Origin of the sequence: Azorhizobium sp. AG788 (genome assembly GCF_004364705.1) — a bacterium.
In the GTDB taxonomy this organism is placed as follows: Bacteria; Pseudomonadota; Alphaproteobacteria; order Rhizobiales; family Xanthobacteraceae; genus Azorhizobium; species Azorhizobium caulinodans.
This window is the reverse complement of sequence record NZ_SOBM01000008.1, coordinates 65,253-80,183: the sequence shown is the minus strand read 5'-3', so window position 1 is coordinate 80,183 and position 14,931 is coordinate 65,253. Positions and strand designations below refer to the sequence as shown.

11 protein-coding genes and 1 tRNA gene are annotated in these 14,931 nt (G+C 67.5%); 8 read left to right on the top strand and 4 right to left on the bottom strand.

The window, feature by feature from the left end:
* Positions 1–178: 178 nt before the first annotated feature.
* The 3 genes from DFO45_RS20430 (at position 179) to DFO45_RS20420 (ending at position 4,472) form a co-directional block, all read left to right on the top strand.
* The gene (locus DFO45_RS20430) at positions 179–2,350 is read left to right on the top strand and encodes an amylo-alpha-1,6-glucosidase (protein ID WP_133866308.1); all 2,172 of its coding nucleotides are present in this window, start codon (positions 179–181) and stop codon (positions 2,348–2,350) included.
* A gap of 44 nt (positions 2,351–2,394) precedes the next feature.
* Positions 2,395–3,132, top strand: a complete 738-nt coding sequence (locus DFO45_RS20425) for a PRC-barrel domain-containing protein (RefSeq protein WP_245518202.1) — start codon at positions 2,395–2,397, stop codon at positions 3,130–3,132.
* 86 nt (positions 3,133–3,218) lie between these two features.
* Complete coding sequence (locus DFO45_RS20420; RefSeq protein WP_245518201.1) at positions 3,219–4,472, top strand: MFS transporter; 1,254 nt, start codon at positions 3,219–3,221, stop codon at positions 4,470–4,472.
* A 45-nt stretch (positions 4,473–4,517) separates the two neighbouring features.
* Here the strand turns inward: DFO45_RS20420 and DFO45_RS20415 are convergent, their stop codons facing one another.
* A complete protein-coding gene (locus DFO45_RS20415) occupies positions 4,518–5,576 on the bottom strand; it encodes a glycosyltransferase family 4 protein (RefSeq protein WP_133866307.1) in 1,059 nt (352 codons plus the stop codon).
* Positions 5,577–5,729: 153 nt separating this feature from the next.
* Between DFO45_RS20415 and DFO45_RS20410 the strand changes: the two genes are divergently transcribed.
* Together DFO45_RS20410 and DFO45_RS20405 are read left to right on the top strand one after the other, a co-directional pair.
* Complete coding sequence (locus DFO45_RS20410; protein ID WP_133866306.1) at positions 5,730–7,535, top strand: ABC transporter ATP-binding protein; 1,806 nt, start codon at positions 5,730–5,732, stop codon at positions 7,533–7,535.
* A gap of 136 nt (positions 7,536–7,671) precedes the next feature.
* Complete coding sequence (locus DFO45_RS20405; protein ID WP_133866305.1) at positions 7,672–8,577, top strand: hypothetical protein; 906 nt, start codon at positions 7,672–7,674, stop codon at positions 8,575–8,577.
* Between the two features lie 474 nt (positions 8,578–9,051).
* On the opposite strand, the gene DFO45_RS20400 is transcribed toward DFO45_RS20405, so the two are convergent.
* Entirely contained in the window at positions 9,052–9,249 is a 198-nt protein-coding gene (locus DFO45_RS20400) for a hypothetical protein (protein WP_133866304.1), read from the bottom strand.
* Positions 9,250–9,979: 730 nt separating this feature from the next.
* On the opposite strand from DFO45_RS20400, the gene DFO45_RS20395 reads away from it, so the two are divergent.
* A tRNA-Pro gene (locus tag DFO45_RS20395) sits at positions 9,980–10,056 on the top strand.
* A gap of 98 nt (positions 10,057–10,154) precedes the next feature.
* On the opposite strand, the gene DFO45_RS20390 is transcribed toward DFO45_RS20395, so the two are convergent.
* Complete coding sequence (locus DFO45_RS20390) at positions 10,155–11,417, bottom strand: ATP-binding protein (RefSeq protein ID WP_133866303.1); 1,263 nt, start codon at positions 11,415–11,417, stop codon at positions 10,155–10,157.
* Complete coding sequence (locus tag DFO45_RS20385) at positions 11,414–12,136, bottom strand: response regulator (RefSeq protein WP_208299844.1); 723 nt, start codon at positions 12,134–12,136, stop codon at positions 11,414–11,416. Before DFO45_RS20385 ends, DFO45_RS20390 begins: the two co-directional genes overlap by 4 nt.
* A gap of 225 nt (positions 12,137–12,361) precedes the next feature.
* Here DFO45_RS20385 and DFO45_RS20380 point away from each other — a divergent pair, with 225 nt between their 5' ends.
* Entirely contained in the window at positions 12,362–12,982 is a 621-nt protein-coding gene (locus DFO45_RS20380; RefSeq protein ID WP_133866301.1) for a hypothetical protein, read from the top strand.
* Between the two features lie 673 nt (positions 12,983–13,655).
* Positions 13,656–14,915 carry a PAS domain S-box protein gene (locus DFO45_RS25510; RefSeq protein ID WP_166657197.1) on the top strand — a complete coding sequence of 420 codons (1,260 nt, stop codon included), beginning with the start codon at positions 13,656–13,658 and terminating at the stop codon, positions 14,913–14,915.
* The last annotated feature ends 16 nt before the right edge of the window (positions 14,916–14,931 follow it).

Here is a 14,931-nt window from a genome sequence, read left to right as displayed (position 1 = left end):
GTATGCTGGCGCTGATCGATCGCCTTTCGTCGCAAAGGCGGGCATCCCCACGTCGGGAACCAAGCTGCGCCGTGCGCGTTGGCCTGTTGTCGCGCGGTGCGAAAAAAAACGCTCCGTTCCGTTCATCCACCGCCCGTTGTGCTTGAACCGCCACGGCTCAAACGCACCCGATGGAGCCATGAACCTGCAGCACATGCCCGATGGCAGCGAAGAGCCGCTCTTCGACGTTGCTTCCCACGGTCCGCCCTCCCGTCCGCGCGGTACGCTCAAACAGGGCGATACCTTCGCGGTCTTTGATCTTTATGGCGACATGGGCGTGTCCGTGGGCATGCCCGACGGCATCTATCACGCCGACACGCGCCACCTGTGCCTCTGGTCGCTGAGCATTGGCGGTGAGGAGCCGCTGTTCCTCGCCTCGACCATTCTTGACGGCAATGCCGGGCTGGCCGTCGATCTCACCAATCCGGACATTCACGGCGGCGCCCAGAAGCTCATCCCCAAGGATACGCTGCATGTGGTGCGTTTCTTCTTTCTCTGGCAGGACGCTGCGCACGAGCGCTGCTCCATCCAGAACCACGGCAGCGCGCCCGTCGATCTCGTCTTCACCTACAGGTTCGATGCCGACTTCATTGATCTGTTCGAGGCGCGTGGCGCCAGGCGCAAGGCGCGCGGGCTGCCGCTGCCGCCGGAGATGCAGCCGGGACGCGTGGAACTGGGATATCGGGCGCTCGATGGCGTCGAGGCACGCACCCGCGTGGAGTTCCGCCCGACGCCCGAGACCTTGACGGCGGGACGCGCCGACTTCCGGGTGAAGCTCGCACCGGGCGAGCGGACATCTCTCTTTGCCACCATCGCCGCCGGCCCGCAGCGCGAAGCGATGCGGCGGCCCTTCCTCCAGAGCCTCCAGCAGGCCTGCCGCGCGACACGCGGCATCCGCTCTGACATGGCGGCTATCGTCTCGTCCAATGCTCGCGTCAACGAGGTGTTGGAGCGCTCCGCGGCCGACCTCTCGATGCTGCTCACCCCCACTCCGCAGGGTCTTTATCCCTATGCCGGCATCCCGTGGTACTCGACCACATTCGGCCGTGATGGTCTCCTCACGGCCTTGTCCATGCTGTGGGCGGACCCCGGCATAGCCCGTGGCGTGCTGAAGCGTCTGGCAGACCTTCAGGCGACCGAAACGGATCCCGAGGCGGATGCCGAGCCCGGTAAGATTCTCCACGAGATGCGCGGCGGCGAAATGGCCCGCATGAAGGAGGTGCCGTTCGCCCGCTATTACGGCAGCGTCGATTCAACCCCGCTCTTTGTTCTGCTGGCAGGGCGCTATTACGAGCGAACCGGCGACCTTGAGACACTGCGTGGCCTCTGGCCCGCCATCCTCGCTGCGCTTGGCTGGATCAACGGTGCCGGCGACCGGGATCGCGACGGCTTCCTCGAATATCACCGCGCGACCGAGACCGGCCTCTCCAACCAGGGCTGGAAGGATTCCTTCGACAGCACCTTCCACGCCGGCGGGCGGCTGGCGGAAGGGCCCATCGCCCTCGTTGAGGTGCAGGCCTATGTGTATGCGGCCAAGGTCTCGCTGGCGCGGGTCGCCCACGATCTCGGGGATGCCGACCTTGCGACGGGCCTCGCCTTGGAAGCGGCGACGCTGGCGGAGCGGTTCGAGACCCACTTCTGGTGCCCGGACATGGGCACCTATGCGCTGGCGCTCGACGGCCACAAGGCCCCGTGCCGGGTGGTCACGTCCAATCCGGGCCACGCCCTCTTCTCGGGCATCGTGCGGGAGGACCGTGCGGCCTCCGTCATCGGCCGCCTCATGGATGCGGACAGCTTCTCCGGCTGGGGCATCCGCACGGTGGCGCGGACAGAGGCGCGCTATAATCCCATGTCCTATCACAACGGCTCAATTTGGCCCCACGACAATGCAGTGGCGGCCCTCGGCATGGCCCGGTACGGACACACGCAAGCGGCGGTGAACGTGCTGGAGGCGCTGCTCGATGCGGGTTGCAGCCTGCCGCTCGGGCGCCTGCCGGAGCTCTATTGCGGCTTTCGGCGGCGCAAGGGCCGGGGGCCGACCCTCTATCCGGTGGCATGTGCCCCGCAGGCCTGGGCGAGCGCCGCGATCTTCGCGGGCGTGCAGGCCTGCCTTGGCATCGATTTCCGGCCGGAGACGGAAGAGGTGATCTTCCGACGCCCCCGGCTGCCCCCGTCCATTTCCGAGCTTTCCCTCAAGAACCTGCGGGTCGGCCGTACGGAACTCGACGTGACCGTGCAGCGGCGGGGCGAGGACGTGGCGGTCAGCGTCGACCGCCGGGTTGGCCACGGGCAGGCGGTGGTCCTCCTGTGAGGATGCGCCCGCCCGTCGCGCAACACCAATCGAGAGGATGACCCATGCGCCGATCCCGTGCCGCCCGACTGAAGATCGTGCTCGTCGCGGCGGGAATGATGCCGCTGACGGCCATTGCGCAGCCCGCCGTTCCCGCTCCGCCGGCATCCCCCACGGCGCCCGCTCCTCAGGCGCCGGCCGCCCCCGCGGGTGCTCCCTCTGCCCAGCAGACGCCACCGCCTGTCGCGAGCCCGGCGCCTGCGCCGGCCCCTTCTGCCGCCGTGCCCCCGCCGGGCGAGCGCCCCACTGAAACACCCGCGCTCGTCATCGACGGCAATTCCGCCGATACGCTGCTTGGCAAGCCCGTGCTCAGCCCGAGCGGCGAGGATATGGGGCGCATCGTGGACGTCATCACCGACCGCTCCGGCATGCTGCGAGCGGTGATCGTGGATTTCGGCGGCTTCCTCGGTGTCGGCAGCCGCAAGATCGCCGTCGACTGGCGCGTCATGCATTTTCCGCCCGGCGGGACGATGGACAAGCTGACGGTCCAGCTCCAGCGCAATCAGCTGCGCTCCGCTCCCGTGTACAAGGCGGGAGAACCGATTGTGGTGGTCGGCCGGTCCGAGAGTGCCGGCGCCCCTCAGGCACCGGCCGGGCCTCCTCCCACTCCGCCCGCGGCGGGAGCAGCGCCTGCGCAGCCGCCGGTTGCGGCCACACCGCCGGCCTCCGTCCCGCCACAACCTGCGCCTCCTGCCGCGGAGGTGGCTCCGCCCCCTGCCGGCGAGGTCCAGCCGAAGCCCTGAACCGGCGACGGTAAAGCCGTGGCCGGAAGGCGTATGTCCGGTTCGCACTGGAACCGCATTTCTCGCGGACGAGGAACCTTTGCGACGTGCATGAGCCCCGCTCCCGACTGCCCGATCCCCCGCATGACGGCACCTCGCCCTCCCGGCGCAGCAGGCGGGGGCTCGACTGGTTCGTCTTCTGTGTGGCGGACATCCAGACAGGTTTCGGTCCCTTCGTGGCGGTGTTTCTGACCACGCAGAAGTGGACGCAACTCGATATTGGCCTCGTGCTCACCATCAGCGGCCTTGTCAGCCTCTTCGGGCAGATCCCCTTTGGCGCGCTGGTGGACGCACTCGGCGCCCTGCGCCGCACGGCGATGGTTGCGCTGATCGCCATCGGCATCAGCGCCGTCCTGTTCGCCGCATGGCCCATCTTTCCCGTGGTGCTGGCCTCGCGCGTGCTCCACGCTGCCGCGAGCAGCGTGTTGGGATTGTGCCTGGTGTCGCTGAGCCTTGGCCTTGTGGGGGCGGGCGGGATCAGCGCACGCCTTGGCCGCAACGCCGCCTTCGCGTCGGCGGGCACCGGCGTGGCCGCGCTCACCATGGGCGCGGTCGGCTATTATGTTTCGAACCACGCGGTGTTCTTTCTTGCCGCCGCGCTGGTCATCCCCGCACTTTATGCGCTCTTCAGCATCGACGGCCGCGAGATCGCGCCGCCCGCGCCGCCGCAGCCGGGCGAAGGGCGGGGCTGGCGCACAACCCTCTCGGGTCTCCGGCATCTGGCTGCCAACCGGCCGCTGCTGATCTTCTGCGGCTGCGTGGTCACCTTCCATCTCGCCAATGCCGCTATGTTGCCGCTGGCCGCCAGCGTGCTCACCCTGCGCTCCAGCGAGGCGGCGACGCTCATGGTGGCCGCCGCGATGGTGGTGCCGCAGTTTACGGTGACGCTGCTGTCTCCCTTCGTCGGACAGGGCGCGCAATCGTGGGGGCGCAAGCCGCTGCTGATCGTCGGATTTGCCGCGCTTGTGCTGCGCGGCGTCTGCTTCGCGTTGACGTCCGAACCTTACATCCTCGTGGCCATTCAGGTGCTGGATGGCATTTCGGCAGCGGTCCTCGGCGTGCTTGTGCCGCTGACGGTGGCCGACGTGGCGCGCGGGCCCCACTTCAATCTCGCGCAGGGCACGGTGGGCTGCGCCATGGGCATCGGCGCCTCCATCAGCACCGTTCTCAGCGGCTATATGGCGGACACCTGGGGCAGTTATACCGCCTTCATGGGGATGGCAGCCGTTGCGACGCTGGGCCTCGGGGGCGTCGCGATGCTGATGCCGGAGACGCGCGGCCGCACGCCCGAGGCGGCCTGATCCACAAACAAAAGGGGAGCCGCTCGGGCTCCCCTCGGATCGTTCTCAGCCCGCCGAGACGAGATGGGGTCGCATGCGGCCCCGGTCCATGAGGCGTCGGTAGAGGCGGAGATATTGTTCAGCCATGCGGCGCGCCGTGAAGCGCTGCTCGAAGCGCCGCCGTACGCCCTCGCGCGAGATGGCCGGCAGATCACGGATGGCCCCGGCCGCGCTGATCTCGTCTTCGACGATGAAGCCCGTGATGCCATCCTCGATCAACTCCGGCACGGAGCCGCGGTTATAGGCGATGACGGGCGTGCCGCAGGCCATGGCCTCGATCATCACGAGGCCGAAGGGCTCGGGCCAGTCGATGGGGACGAGCAGGGCGATAGCGCCGCTCAGGAATTCGGGTTTCTCCGCATCGCCGATCTCGCCGACGAATTCGATGTTCGGATCGGCCATCAGGGGGCGGATCTGGTCGTTGAAATAGTCCTCGTCGGCGCGGTCGATCTTGGCCGCCACCTTCAGCGGCAGGCCGCAGCGCTGGGCGATGCGGATGGCGCGGTCGAGCCGCTTCTCCGGCGAGATGCGGCCGAGGAAAGCGAGATAGCGCGGCTCGGCGGGCTTCGGCCCCAGCAGGTCCACCGGCAGGCCATGATGGACGGTCTCCACCCAATTGGCATTGGGCACGGGGCGGCGCTGGGCGTCCGAGATGGAGACCACCGGCAGGGAGGAGAAGGTCTGGAACAGGGGCTGGTGCTCCGGCAGGTCCAGACGCCCGTGCAGCGTCGTCACGAAGGGCGTCGGCTGCCGCGACATCAGCGAGAAGGGGTAATAGTCGAGGTGGAAGTGCATGATGTCGAACTCGCCTGCCCGGCGATAGACGTGCTCGATCATCGCCATATGCAGGGCATTGGGGTCCCGGACGGTTCCGTCCAGGCGCAGGGCGCGGGGCCACATGGCCTCCAGCCGGGCGGACGTGCGGGAATCCCCGCTGGCGAACAGCGTCACCTCATGGCCGAGGGCCACCAGTTCTTCCGTCAGCCACGACACCACACGTTCGGTGCCACCATACAGCGTGGGCGGCACGGCTTCGGTCAGCGGAGCGATTTGTGCGATTTTCATGAACGAAAGCCCTTCGACAAAGTTAAGGTCACGGCACGCTGGAAGATCGGCGACCATGACCGGTCAGGGCTGCCATTGGGGAAACGCAGAACGGGAAGGCAGGCCTTGTATCGCAATGCGGCATCTGTCCGAATGTTCCAGAAAAGCCCGAGAATGACAGACAGCACACGCCGGCATGACGCTGCGGGCGCGCGCGACATCACGCGCTTTGCTGCGCGGCCCATCGCCTTCCTGCTCCATTACGTGGGGCGGCGTCCCATCTCGCACACCGTCATCCTCATCGCGGTCCTGGGCGCGGTGGGCTTCTCGGTCAGCACCCAATATGGCGTGAAGTATCTCGTCGATACGCTCTCCGCTGGGCCGGGGCAGGGGAGCGGTGCCTGGGGCGCCTTCGCGCTGCTGGTCTCCTTCGTCGCGGCCGACAATTTCCTGTGGCGGATCGCGAGCTGGACGGCGAGCTATGCCTTCGTGCACGTCACGGGCGATCTGCGCTCGGACCTCTTCCGCCACCTCACAGGACACGCCCCAAGCTATTTCGCCGATCGCCTGCCCGGCGTGCTGACGAGCCGCATCACGGCGACCTCCAATGCCGCCTTCCAGATCGAGAACATGTTCGTCTGGAACGTGCTGCCGCCCTGCGTCGCGACCGTCGGCGCCATCGCCTATCTGGCGCTGGTGAGCGGCACCATGGCACTTGTTCTGGTGGGCATCGCTGCCCTTGTGATGGCGGTGATGTTCCGCATCGCCTCCGCCGGGCGCCCGCTCCATCACGCCTTCGCGGACAAGGCGGCGGCGGTGGATGGCGAAATGGTGGACGTGGTCGGCAACATGACGCTGGTGCGTGCCTTCGGAGGCCTTGCGCGGGAACATCTGCGGTTCGACCGCACCGTGAACGCCGAACTCGTCGCGCGCCGGCGCAGCCTCATCTATCTCGAAAAACTGCGGCTCACCCACGCTCTCATCGTCGTCGTGATGACGCTGGCGCTCCTCGCCTGGGCCATCACGCTGTGGCAGGAGGGGCGGGCCACGGCGGGAGACGTGGTGTTGGTCTGTACCCTCGGCCTTTCGGTGCTCAGCGCCACGCGCGATCTGGCGGTGGCGCTGGTGGATGTGACCCAGCACATGGCGCGCCTCTCCGAAGCACTCTCCATGCTGCTGTCTCCGCATGAACTGGGCGAGCATCCGGAAGCCTGCGCGCTGGTGCCGAAGGGCGCCAGCCTCAGCTTCGAGGGGGTGTCCTTCCGCTATCCCTCGGGGCGCAAGGTTTTCGAAGGCATGAATGTCGAGATTCCCGCCGGGCAGCGGGTGGGGCTCGTCGGCCCTTCGGGCGGAGGGAAGTCGACGCTCGTCGCTCTGCTCCAGCGCTTCTATGCGGTGGATGAGGGGCGCATTCTCATCGATGGCCACGACATCTCCCGCGCCACCGACGAGAGCCTGCGCAGCGCCATCGCCGTGGTGCCGCAGGACACCGCCCTGCTCAACCGCACGCTGCTGGAGAACATCCGCTATGGCCGCCCCGATGCGTCTGATGCGGAAGTGTGGGATGCCGCCATCGCCTCGCGCTGCCGCCCCTTCATCGAGGCCCTGCCGGAGGGGCTGGAGACCATCGTCGGCGATCGCGGCGTGAAGCTCTCCGGCGGGCAGCGCCAGCGCATCGCCATCGCCCGCGCCTTCCTGAAGAATGCGCCGCTCCTGATCCTCGACGAAGCCACGTCCGCCCTCGATACGGAGGCGGAGGAGATGATACAGGAGGCGCTCGAGAATCTGATGGCGGGGCGCACCGTGCTCACCATCGCGCACCGCCTCTCCACCCTGCGCAATTTTGACCGCATCCTCGTGCTGAAAGGCGGGCGCATCGTGGAGGACGGCCCGCCGGATGTCCTGATGCGGCAGGGCGGGGTCTATTACGACATGGTGGAACGCCAGCGGGGCGGGCTGGAGCAACTGGCGGCTTCCTGAAGGGCCTCAAGCCCGGCCGGATTGATGCTCCGGCGTTCCTTGCGCATAAGGAAGGCGCTGGCGCCTCTGCCAGCGCGCGAATCGGGCAGGGGACATGCGCGCCGATACCCGCACTTACGCGCTCCGGTGGCGCGTTATGCGCCGCAGGCTTTTCGCTGCGGGCCTGCTGGCCGTGTTGCTGCCGCTCCCCGTTGAGGCCGATCCCATCGACGCTTATGTCGCCGCCCGCGATCAGGCCATAGCCGCCTCCCTCGCCGCCGCCAAGGCCGGCAAAGCGGACGATCTGGCGGTTCAGAAGCAGGAGGAAGCTTCCGCCGCAAAGCTGGCGCGCCTCCTGTCCGTCGCGCTCGGACCGCTCGCGTTCAAGGGGATGGGGCCGCCGCGATATAGTCTTGGAACGTTCGCCGAAGACGCGGCAACGCCCACGCGCCGGCTCGATGGCCTCGCTTTCGCCACTCCCGATTATTCGACCCGCATGGTGGTGACCCCCGAGGCTGTCTTCACCGCCTGGCTCGCCGCCCGCGCGAAGGATGACGGTGCGCCTCGCGCGCTCCGCTCGGGCCTGCCGACGGCTGTGGGAACAGCCGAATTCTTCCAAAACGCCGTTGCCGTGGACGGCGGCTATTTCCAGCCCTATGTGGCGCTGCCTGTTGCGGCTACGCCAGATGAGACGGCCCTCGCGGTCCTCGGCCTTCAGGTGGACGAGCCGGCGGGCACGACGGCGCCGAACGAGATTGCCATCCTGCGCATCGGGCAAGGACGAGCGGTGGTCGGCATGACCATGGCGAAGCTCACCATCGGGCCCATTCCTGCCTGCGAGGCCGTGTGGACGCCCTTCAAGGTCAAAGCCGACGCGCTTGCACGCATGCTGGCGAAAGAGAAAAAGCCTTCCGCCAACCGGCAGGACGAGATCACGCGCCTCGCAAGCGACGGCACGGATGCCTATCGCGCGTGCTTTGCCCGCGAGGCGCCGAAGCAGGCCTTCTTCCCCGCCGCCGTGAAGGCGGCCGAAGCCGTCCTCGCTTTGGCCCGCGGCAAGTGACGGCATCCCGCCATACTCCGGGTCCCCACCGTTATGAGCGGTCCGCTCGCGAGGACGGGTGCGCTGCAGGCTTCAGCGGTTCATCGTTCGGCGTTCATCCCGCCGCCGTCTGGCGGCGTCCGCGTCGGTCCTGATTTGCGGCTGGAGCGATCGCGTTTACGCGGTCGCATCGGGTTATGGCGTCTTGGTCCATTCCAGAGGATGAACCATAGGCCGTACGCCATAAGGAGACCAGCGAACGCAAATATACAAATGGCGAGCAGAGTTGGCATCGACATAGCCGCACCTCGTGGGTGCCGGCCGGGTGCCGACGGATTTAACTTACACTTTTTCTGTTAGAACAAAAGTGGAATATCGTTTCCGTGCATTTATCTGCTTTATGGTTGTGCTGAAATAAGCGGAAGATGGCTGGATTGATCAGATCTTTTTTCTTGGCGAGTGGCAATTGAGCGGTATTTTGCTGTCTGCGCGGCGTCACCGCCGCCAGAAACGCCAGAACATCCAGTCGAATCCGAGCTCCCCTTGGCTGCGCAGATAGTCGCGGGTTTGCTCCGTTGCAGCTTTTATGTCTTCCGACAGATGCGTTCGCGCGGCCTGTTCAAGCGCGTCCTCCGCGGCCCGACGAGCTTCGTTGAAGGGAAGGCGCTCGCTCCGTTCTGCGAGCACCATCATCGCATCCTCCAAGGTGCGGAGCGTCTCGCCGCCTTGAAGCTTGATCGGAAAGGATAGTTTGGGCCGCCACGGCATGTGTCATCAACGACTGTTGTCGCTATCTGGTTTCCGGCTGGGGTCAGCTTTTGCAGGCGGTCGCCGCGCGGTGGATGAACGCAGAGGAACTTGGAGCTGATGCCGGTCAAGCCCCGTCGCCGCCATCGTAGAGCCGCTCCTGGTACTTGCGTCGGCCCGGAAGTTCGTTGGCTCTCCGAGCCTGTCGGCGCTGGCGCTTCAGCGACCCTTGGCCGGTGCCGTTTGCCAAAGCAAGGCATAGGCCGCCCACCATAAAGAGGGCGACAACCGCAACCACCAGCAATGTCAACGATGCGGGCGATGACACGCCAGAACTCTCCCGGTGACGTCTACGCTGCTGCCGAAAAGTTAACCGCCCTGGAGATGAACGGATACTGAACGTCCGCACGGCCGCGGACACTTGCGCGGTCGGCTGCTGCCCCGCCTGCTCGAGGTGCGAGCCCTCCCCACGCGGCATGCCGTCTCTGGGGAGCGGGGAAGACGCGCGACCGCTGCTGCTGTCTTGGAAGAATGTATCGCGAACTTTGGTCGGGAGTTGGTCGGGACATTATGCTCCATCATGTCCCGACCGGCGCCTTTTCGTTCCGTTTTCCACCGCGCTGGCCTTGCACGACGCGGCGAAAGAACGTAGAGACGCCAAGCCCTCGCGGCGTGTCGGAGCATAGCGCAGCCTGGTAGCGCATCTGCTTTGGGAGCAGAGGGTCGCAGGTTCAAATCCTGCTGCTCCGACCATTGTCAGCGCAACGCTGCGCCGCACCCCCACTGGTTTGGCAGCGGTCCGGCCGCGGATTTTGAAAGGCCATGGACGTCGCCCAAGGGCGCCACGTGTATCACAGCGTCTCGGTCGTGGCGGGCAGCTCCATGCGCTGGAGCAGGCCGCCGCTCGGGCGGTTCGAGAGGGAGAGGCGGCCGCCGTGGCGGGTGACGATCTCGTGGGCGATGGCAAGTCCGAGCCCGGCGCCGGGAATGATTGCCTGCCGCGCGGGATCCACGCGGAAGAAGGGTTCGAACACCCGGGCCATCAGCGCATCGGGAATGCCTGGCCCGTCGTCCTCGATCACCAGCACACCCTTGCCGCCCTCGGCGGAGACCGCCATGCGGGCGGAACGGCCGTGGGTGGCGGCATTGACCATGAGATTGCGCATGGCCCGCTTCAGCGCCATGGGACGGCCGGCCACCGTCACCGGCTCGGCCCGCACCAGCTCGATGTTGAGGTCTGTCTGCTTCAGCTCCCGCTCCAGGTCGCGGGCCAGAGTGTGGAGGTCCACCGGCTCGTCTCCGGCGCTCTCCACTTCCTCGCGCACGAGCCGGATGGCGCTGTCTGCGATGCGGTCAAGCTCGCTCAGGTCTGATAGCCACTGCTCGCGCTCTTCCTCCAGAAATTCCGCGCGCAGGCGCATGCGGGTCAGGGGGGTGCGCAGGTCATGGGCGGCGGCCGCGACGATGCGCATGCGGCTCTCCATGGAACTGCGCAGCCGGTCCGAGAGGCGGTTGATGGCGACGGCCGCCGCGCGCACTTCCGTGGTGCCCTTTTCCTCAAGGCGCGGCAGCTCACCGTCCGGGCCGATCTCCGCCACGGCCCGCTCGATGATCTCGAGTGGCTTCGTCATGCGATAGACGGCGACGACGACGACGCCGGTGGTCCCGAGCGCCACCAGCGCCAGCCAGCCGATGAGGAAGAAGGGCAGGTCGCCGGGCGGCCCGGGAGGCATCAATTGGATGGGCAGAACCACGTAGCGGCCGTCGGGTAGCGGAACGGCGGCTGCATGGCGGCCGAATTCGCGCCGATAGACCCGCACCGGTTCCGTGACACCGAGCTGCGCCAGCAGATGGGCCAGCTCCTGCGTCGCCATGGGGTCATACATGCCATCCGGCTCCCCATTGCTGATGGCCGGCAGGTGCGGGGGCGGCGCCTGATCCTTGAGGAGACCGATGATGAGCGCGACGACGCTGGCTTCCGCCATGTGCCGCTCCCCCTCCGGTCGCTGCGGGCGGGGCGCGACCAGATAGAAGAAGACGACCGTCGCGATGATGATCACCACCACCAGCGCGGTGACGAGAAGCGCGATGAGCTTGGTGCGGAGCGAATTCATGCGGAGGGCTTCAGCGCCTCGACGCGCACGGAGAGCTGATAGCCGCCGTTGCGCTGGGTCTTCAGGATCTGGAAGCTGCCGGCGTCCCCGAGTTTGCGCCGCAGGCGGCTGACCAGCACGTCGATGGAACGGTCAAAGGGGCCGGCCTCGCGCCCCTGCGTGATGTCGAGCAACTGGTCGCGCGACAGGATGCGGCCGGGACGTTCGAGGAAGGCCACCAACAGGTCGAATTCCGCGGCTGTGAGAGCCACTTCCGCGCCCGTCTCGCTGGTCACCTGCCGCGTGCCCTGATCGGCGGTGAAGCCAGCGAAGCGATAGACCGCACCCGGCGCCGCGGGTTCCTCGCGCTCCGTCGCCCGCCGCAGCACGGCGCGGATGCGGGCAACCAGCTCGCGGGGATTGAAGGGCTTTCCGAGATAGTCGTCCGCTCCGATCTCAAGTCCGATGATCCGGTCCACATCCTCCTTCAACGCCGTCAGCAGGATGATCGGCAGGCGCGAACGGGCGCGCAGGGCGCGGCACAGATCGAGCCCCGAGCCGTCGGGCAGCATCAGGTCGAGAACCACCATGTCGAAGCGGCTGGAGGCGAGGCACTCCTCCATCTCGCGCCCGCTTGCGGCGACCGTGGTCCGGAAGCCCTGGCTGAGAAGATAGCGCGCGAGAAGCTTGCGGATTTCCTGGTCATCGTCGACCACGAGTACATGCGGCGCGTTTTCCACTCGGCGTCCTGTCCTGCTTCGGTTTCCAAGCCCTGTGTCGGGAAACCTGATTACGCTACGCGCGGCCTCGTGCCTTCGCCAGAGTGCATCCGAGCATTGCCTGCGCGGGCGCGGAAACATCCGGTTACAAAATCGCCCGGCGCGGCAACATCGGGCAAATCGCTGACCTTCGGCAGCAAACCTGTCCCGTCAGGATGGCTTTCATCGAACGACGGGATGCAGGACGTGACAGCAACACGAAACGCCGGCCTGGTCGCCCTTTTCATGGGGGCGGGGATCGCAGGTTATGTCACCGCCAGCGCGCATGCGGATCCGAGCGAGGGCCTTGAGCGCCCCTCGCTCCAGCAGCGTGTGGCCGATGCGACTGGTCTGCCGCCCGGCGGCCCGGACCGGTCCTCGCCTGGCGCCGAGGGCCCGTCGGGACGTCTGCCGCCCCGCCCGCCGCTGCACGGCCTGCCGCCCTTTCCTCCGCCGCTGGCGCTCGCCACGATGCTCAACGCGCAGGAGACGGCCATCGGCATCCGCTCCGACCAGCTCGATGTCTGGCGGGATTATGCCGATGCGGTTCAGGCGCTGATGGCGCTCCCGCCGCCGCCCAAGGATGAACCCGCGGCCCGCACGGATGCTTTCGCCCGTCCGGCCGAAATGGCGGCACGGGTGCAGGCCTCCGGCAAGAAGGCGGCCGCGGTGCTCGCGGCGCTCGACAAGCTGAAGGCAAAGCTGACGGCGGAGCAACTGGATCGGGCGAAGGTGTTCGAGGCGCAACTGCCGCCTCCGCCGCCGTTCCCTCCCGCGGCTCCGGGCCTTCCTCCGCTCCGCCTGCCGCCGCCCGGCGTGCCCGGCTGAGGCGCATCGGGCTCTGCCCATCTGCTTTCCGGGTTCGACCGGATCCCCGACGAAGACGGCCTTTCCCCACCACTGGCCGTCTTCCGGCGACGGGCGTGTCCTTGGACCGCCCGTCGCTCTTCCTTCCCCGGCTTCGGCCGGACCGGAAACGGGAATGGCCTTTCCCCACCACTGGCCATTTCCGTCGGCGGGCGCGCTTCCGGGCGGCCCGCCACCCCCTTTTCGGCGGCGTGCCGAAGGCGAATGAGGCCGGCCATTCCCCACCACGGCCGGCTTCTCGCGGCGGGTGTGCCTTCGTGCCACCCGCCGCCCTCACGCTTCCCCGGCGCAGGCCGGATTCGAGACGGAGATGACCATCCCCCACCGTTGGTCTTCTCTGCGCGGCGGATTTGCTGCGGGGCAATCCGCCGCCCCCTTTTGCGGTGCCACCCGGCGGATGGCCGGGCGCCGCGACCGGAACGGGCGTGATCCTTTCCCCACCACTGGATGACGTCCGGCAGCGGACGCGCTTCGGCGCGTCCGCTGCACTTCGTGCCTGCGACACCGCCCCCTATCCGGGTCGGGTTGTTTCTTCGCCGGCGGCTGTTACCCTTGTATGCAAAATACAAAGGAGGCGCGCGGGAGGTTGAGCGAGAGGCGGTTCGCCCCTGGCCGCCGTTCCGGCGATCACGGCATGTCAGGATTGTCCAGCGGATGGCGCGCGTTCACGGTTGCCGAACGGCACCCTGAGACGGCACAGATCACCTCGTTCCATCTCGTGCCCGCCGATGGCGGGGCGCCTCCGGTGCACAAGGCCGGTCAGCACCTGACCCTGCGCCTCTCCGATCCGTCCCGGCTGATCCGCAACTACACCATCTCCACCGCCCCCAACGGCCATCACTGGCGCATTTCGGTGAAGCGGGAAGGGGCGGCCTCCAACTGGCTGCATGACGCGCTCCGGGTCGGCGACACGCTGGAGGTGGCCGGCCCCGGTGGCGATTTCGTGCTGCCGTCTTCGGCCGAGCGTCCGCTGGTGCTGGTGAGCGCCGGCGTCGGCGTGACGCCCATGGTGGCCATGCTGGAAGAGGCGGTGGCGCAGGGCTGGTCGGGGCCCATGCTTTTCATCCATTGCACGCGCGATGCCGCGCATCATGCCTTCGCCGAACACGTGGCGGACCTTCTGGCGAAGCTGCCCGCCGGCCGCTCGGACATCTTCTATTCCCGCGCGCCGCAGGCGGGACTTGGGGCGAACCAGCATGCCGGTCGCGTGACGGTGGATTTCCTGCGCACCCAGACGCCCCTCGGCGATGCCGACTATTTCCTCTGCGGTCCGGCCGATTTCCTGCGCGACATGGCCCGAGGGCTCCATGAGGCGGGGGTAGACCGCGCGCGCATCCATTACGAATTCTTCGGGCCTCCGGAGGATATTCTGGAAGAGTCGGCAAGCCCCGCCGCTCCTATCCCCGCGCGCCCCGCAGCGCCCCGCGCCCCCCAGCCCGTGACGGACGAAACCATGAGCCTTGAAGACCAGTTGGGTCGCGCCCTTCTCGGCAGCGCCGCCGATGCGGTGGTGGCCTGCGACCGCGACGGCATCATCACGCTCTGGAACCCGGGCGCCGAGCGCATCTTCGGCTTTACGCCGGAGGAGGCGGTGGGCCAGTCGCTGGATATCATCATCCCCGAGCCGTTCCGCGCCCGCCATTGGGAGGGCTATCACGTCACGGTCGCCACCGGCGAGAGCCGCTACGGCGCCGGCGATCTCCTCGCGGTGCCCGGCCTGCGCAAGGATGGGGGACGCATCTCCATCGAATTCACCATCGTCCTCCTGAAGGATGGGGCGGGGCAGGTCTCGGGCATGATCTCCTCCATCCGCGACGTCTCCCGCCGCTTCGAGGAAACCAAGGCTCTCAAGAAACGCGTGGCGGAACTGGAGAAGGCGGCGGGGGGCGCCTGAACCCTCGCCTCCGGCA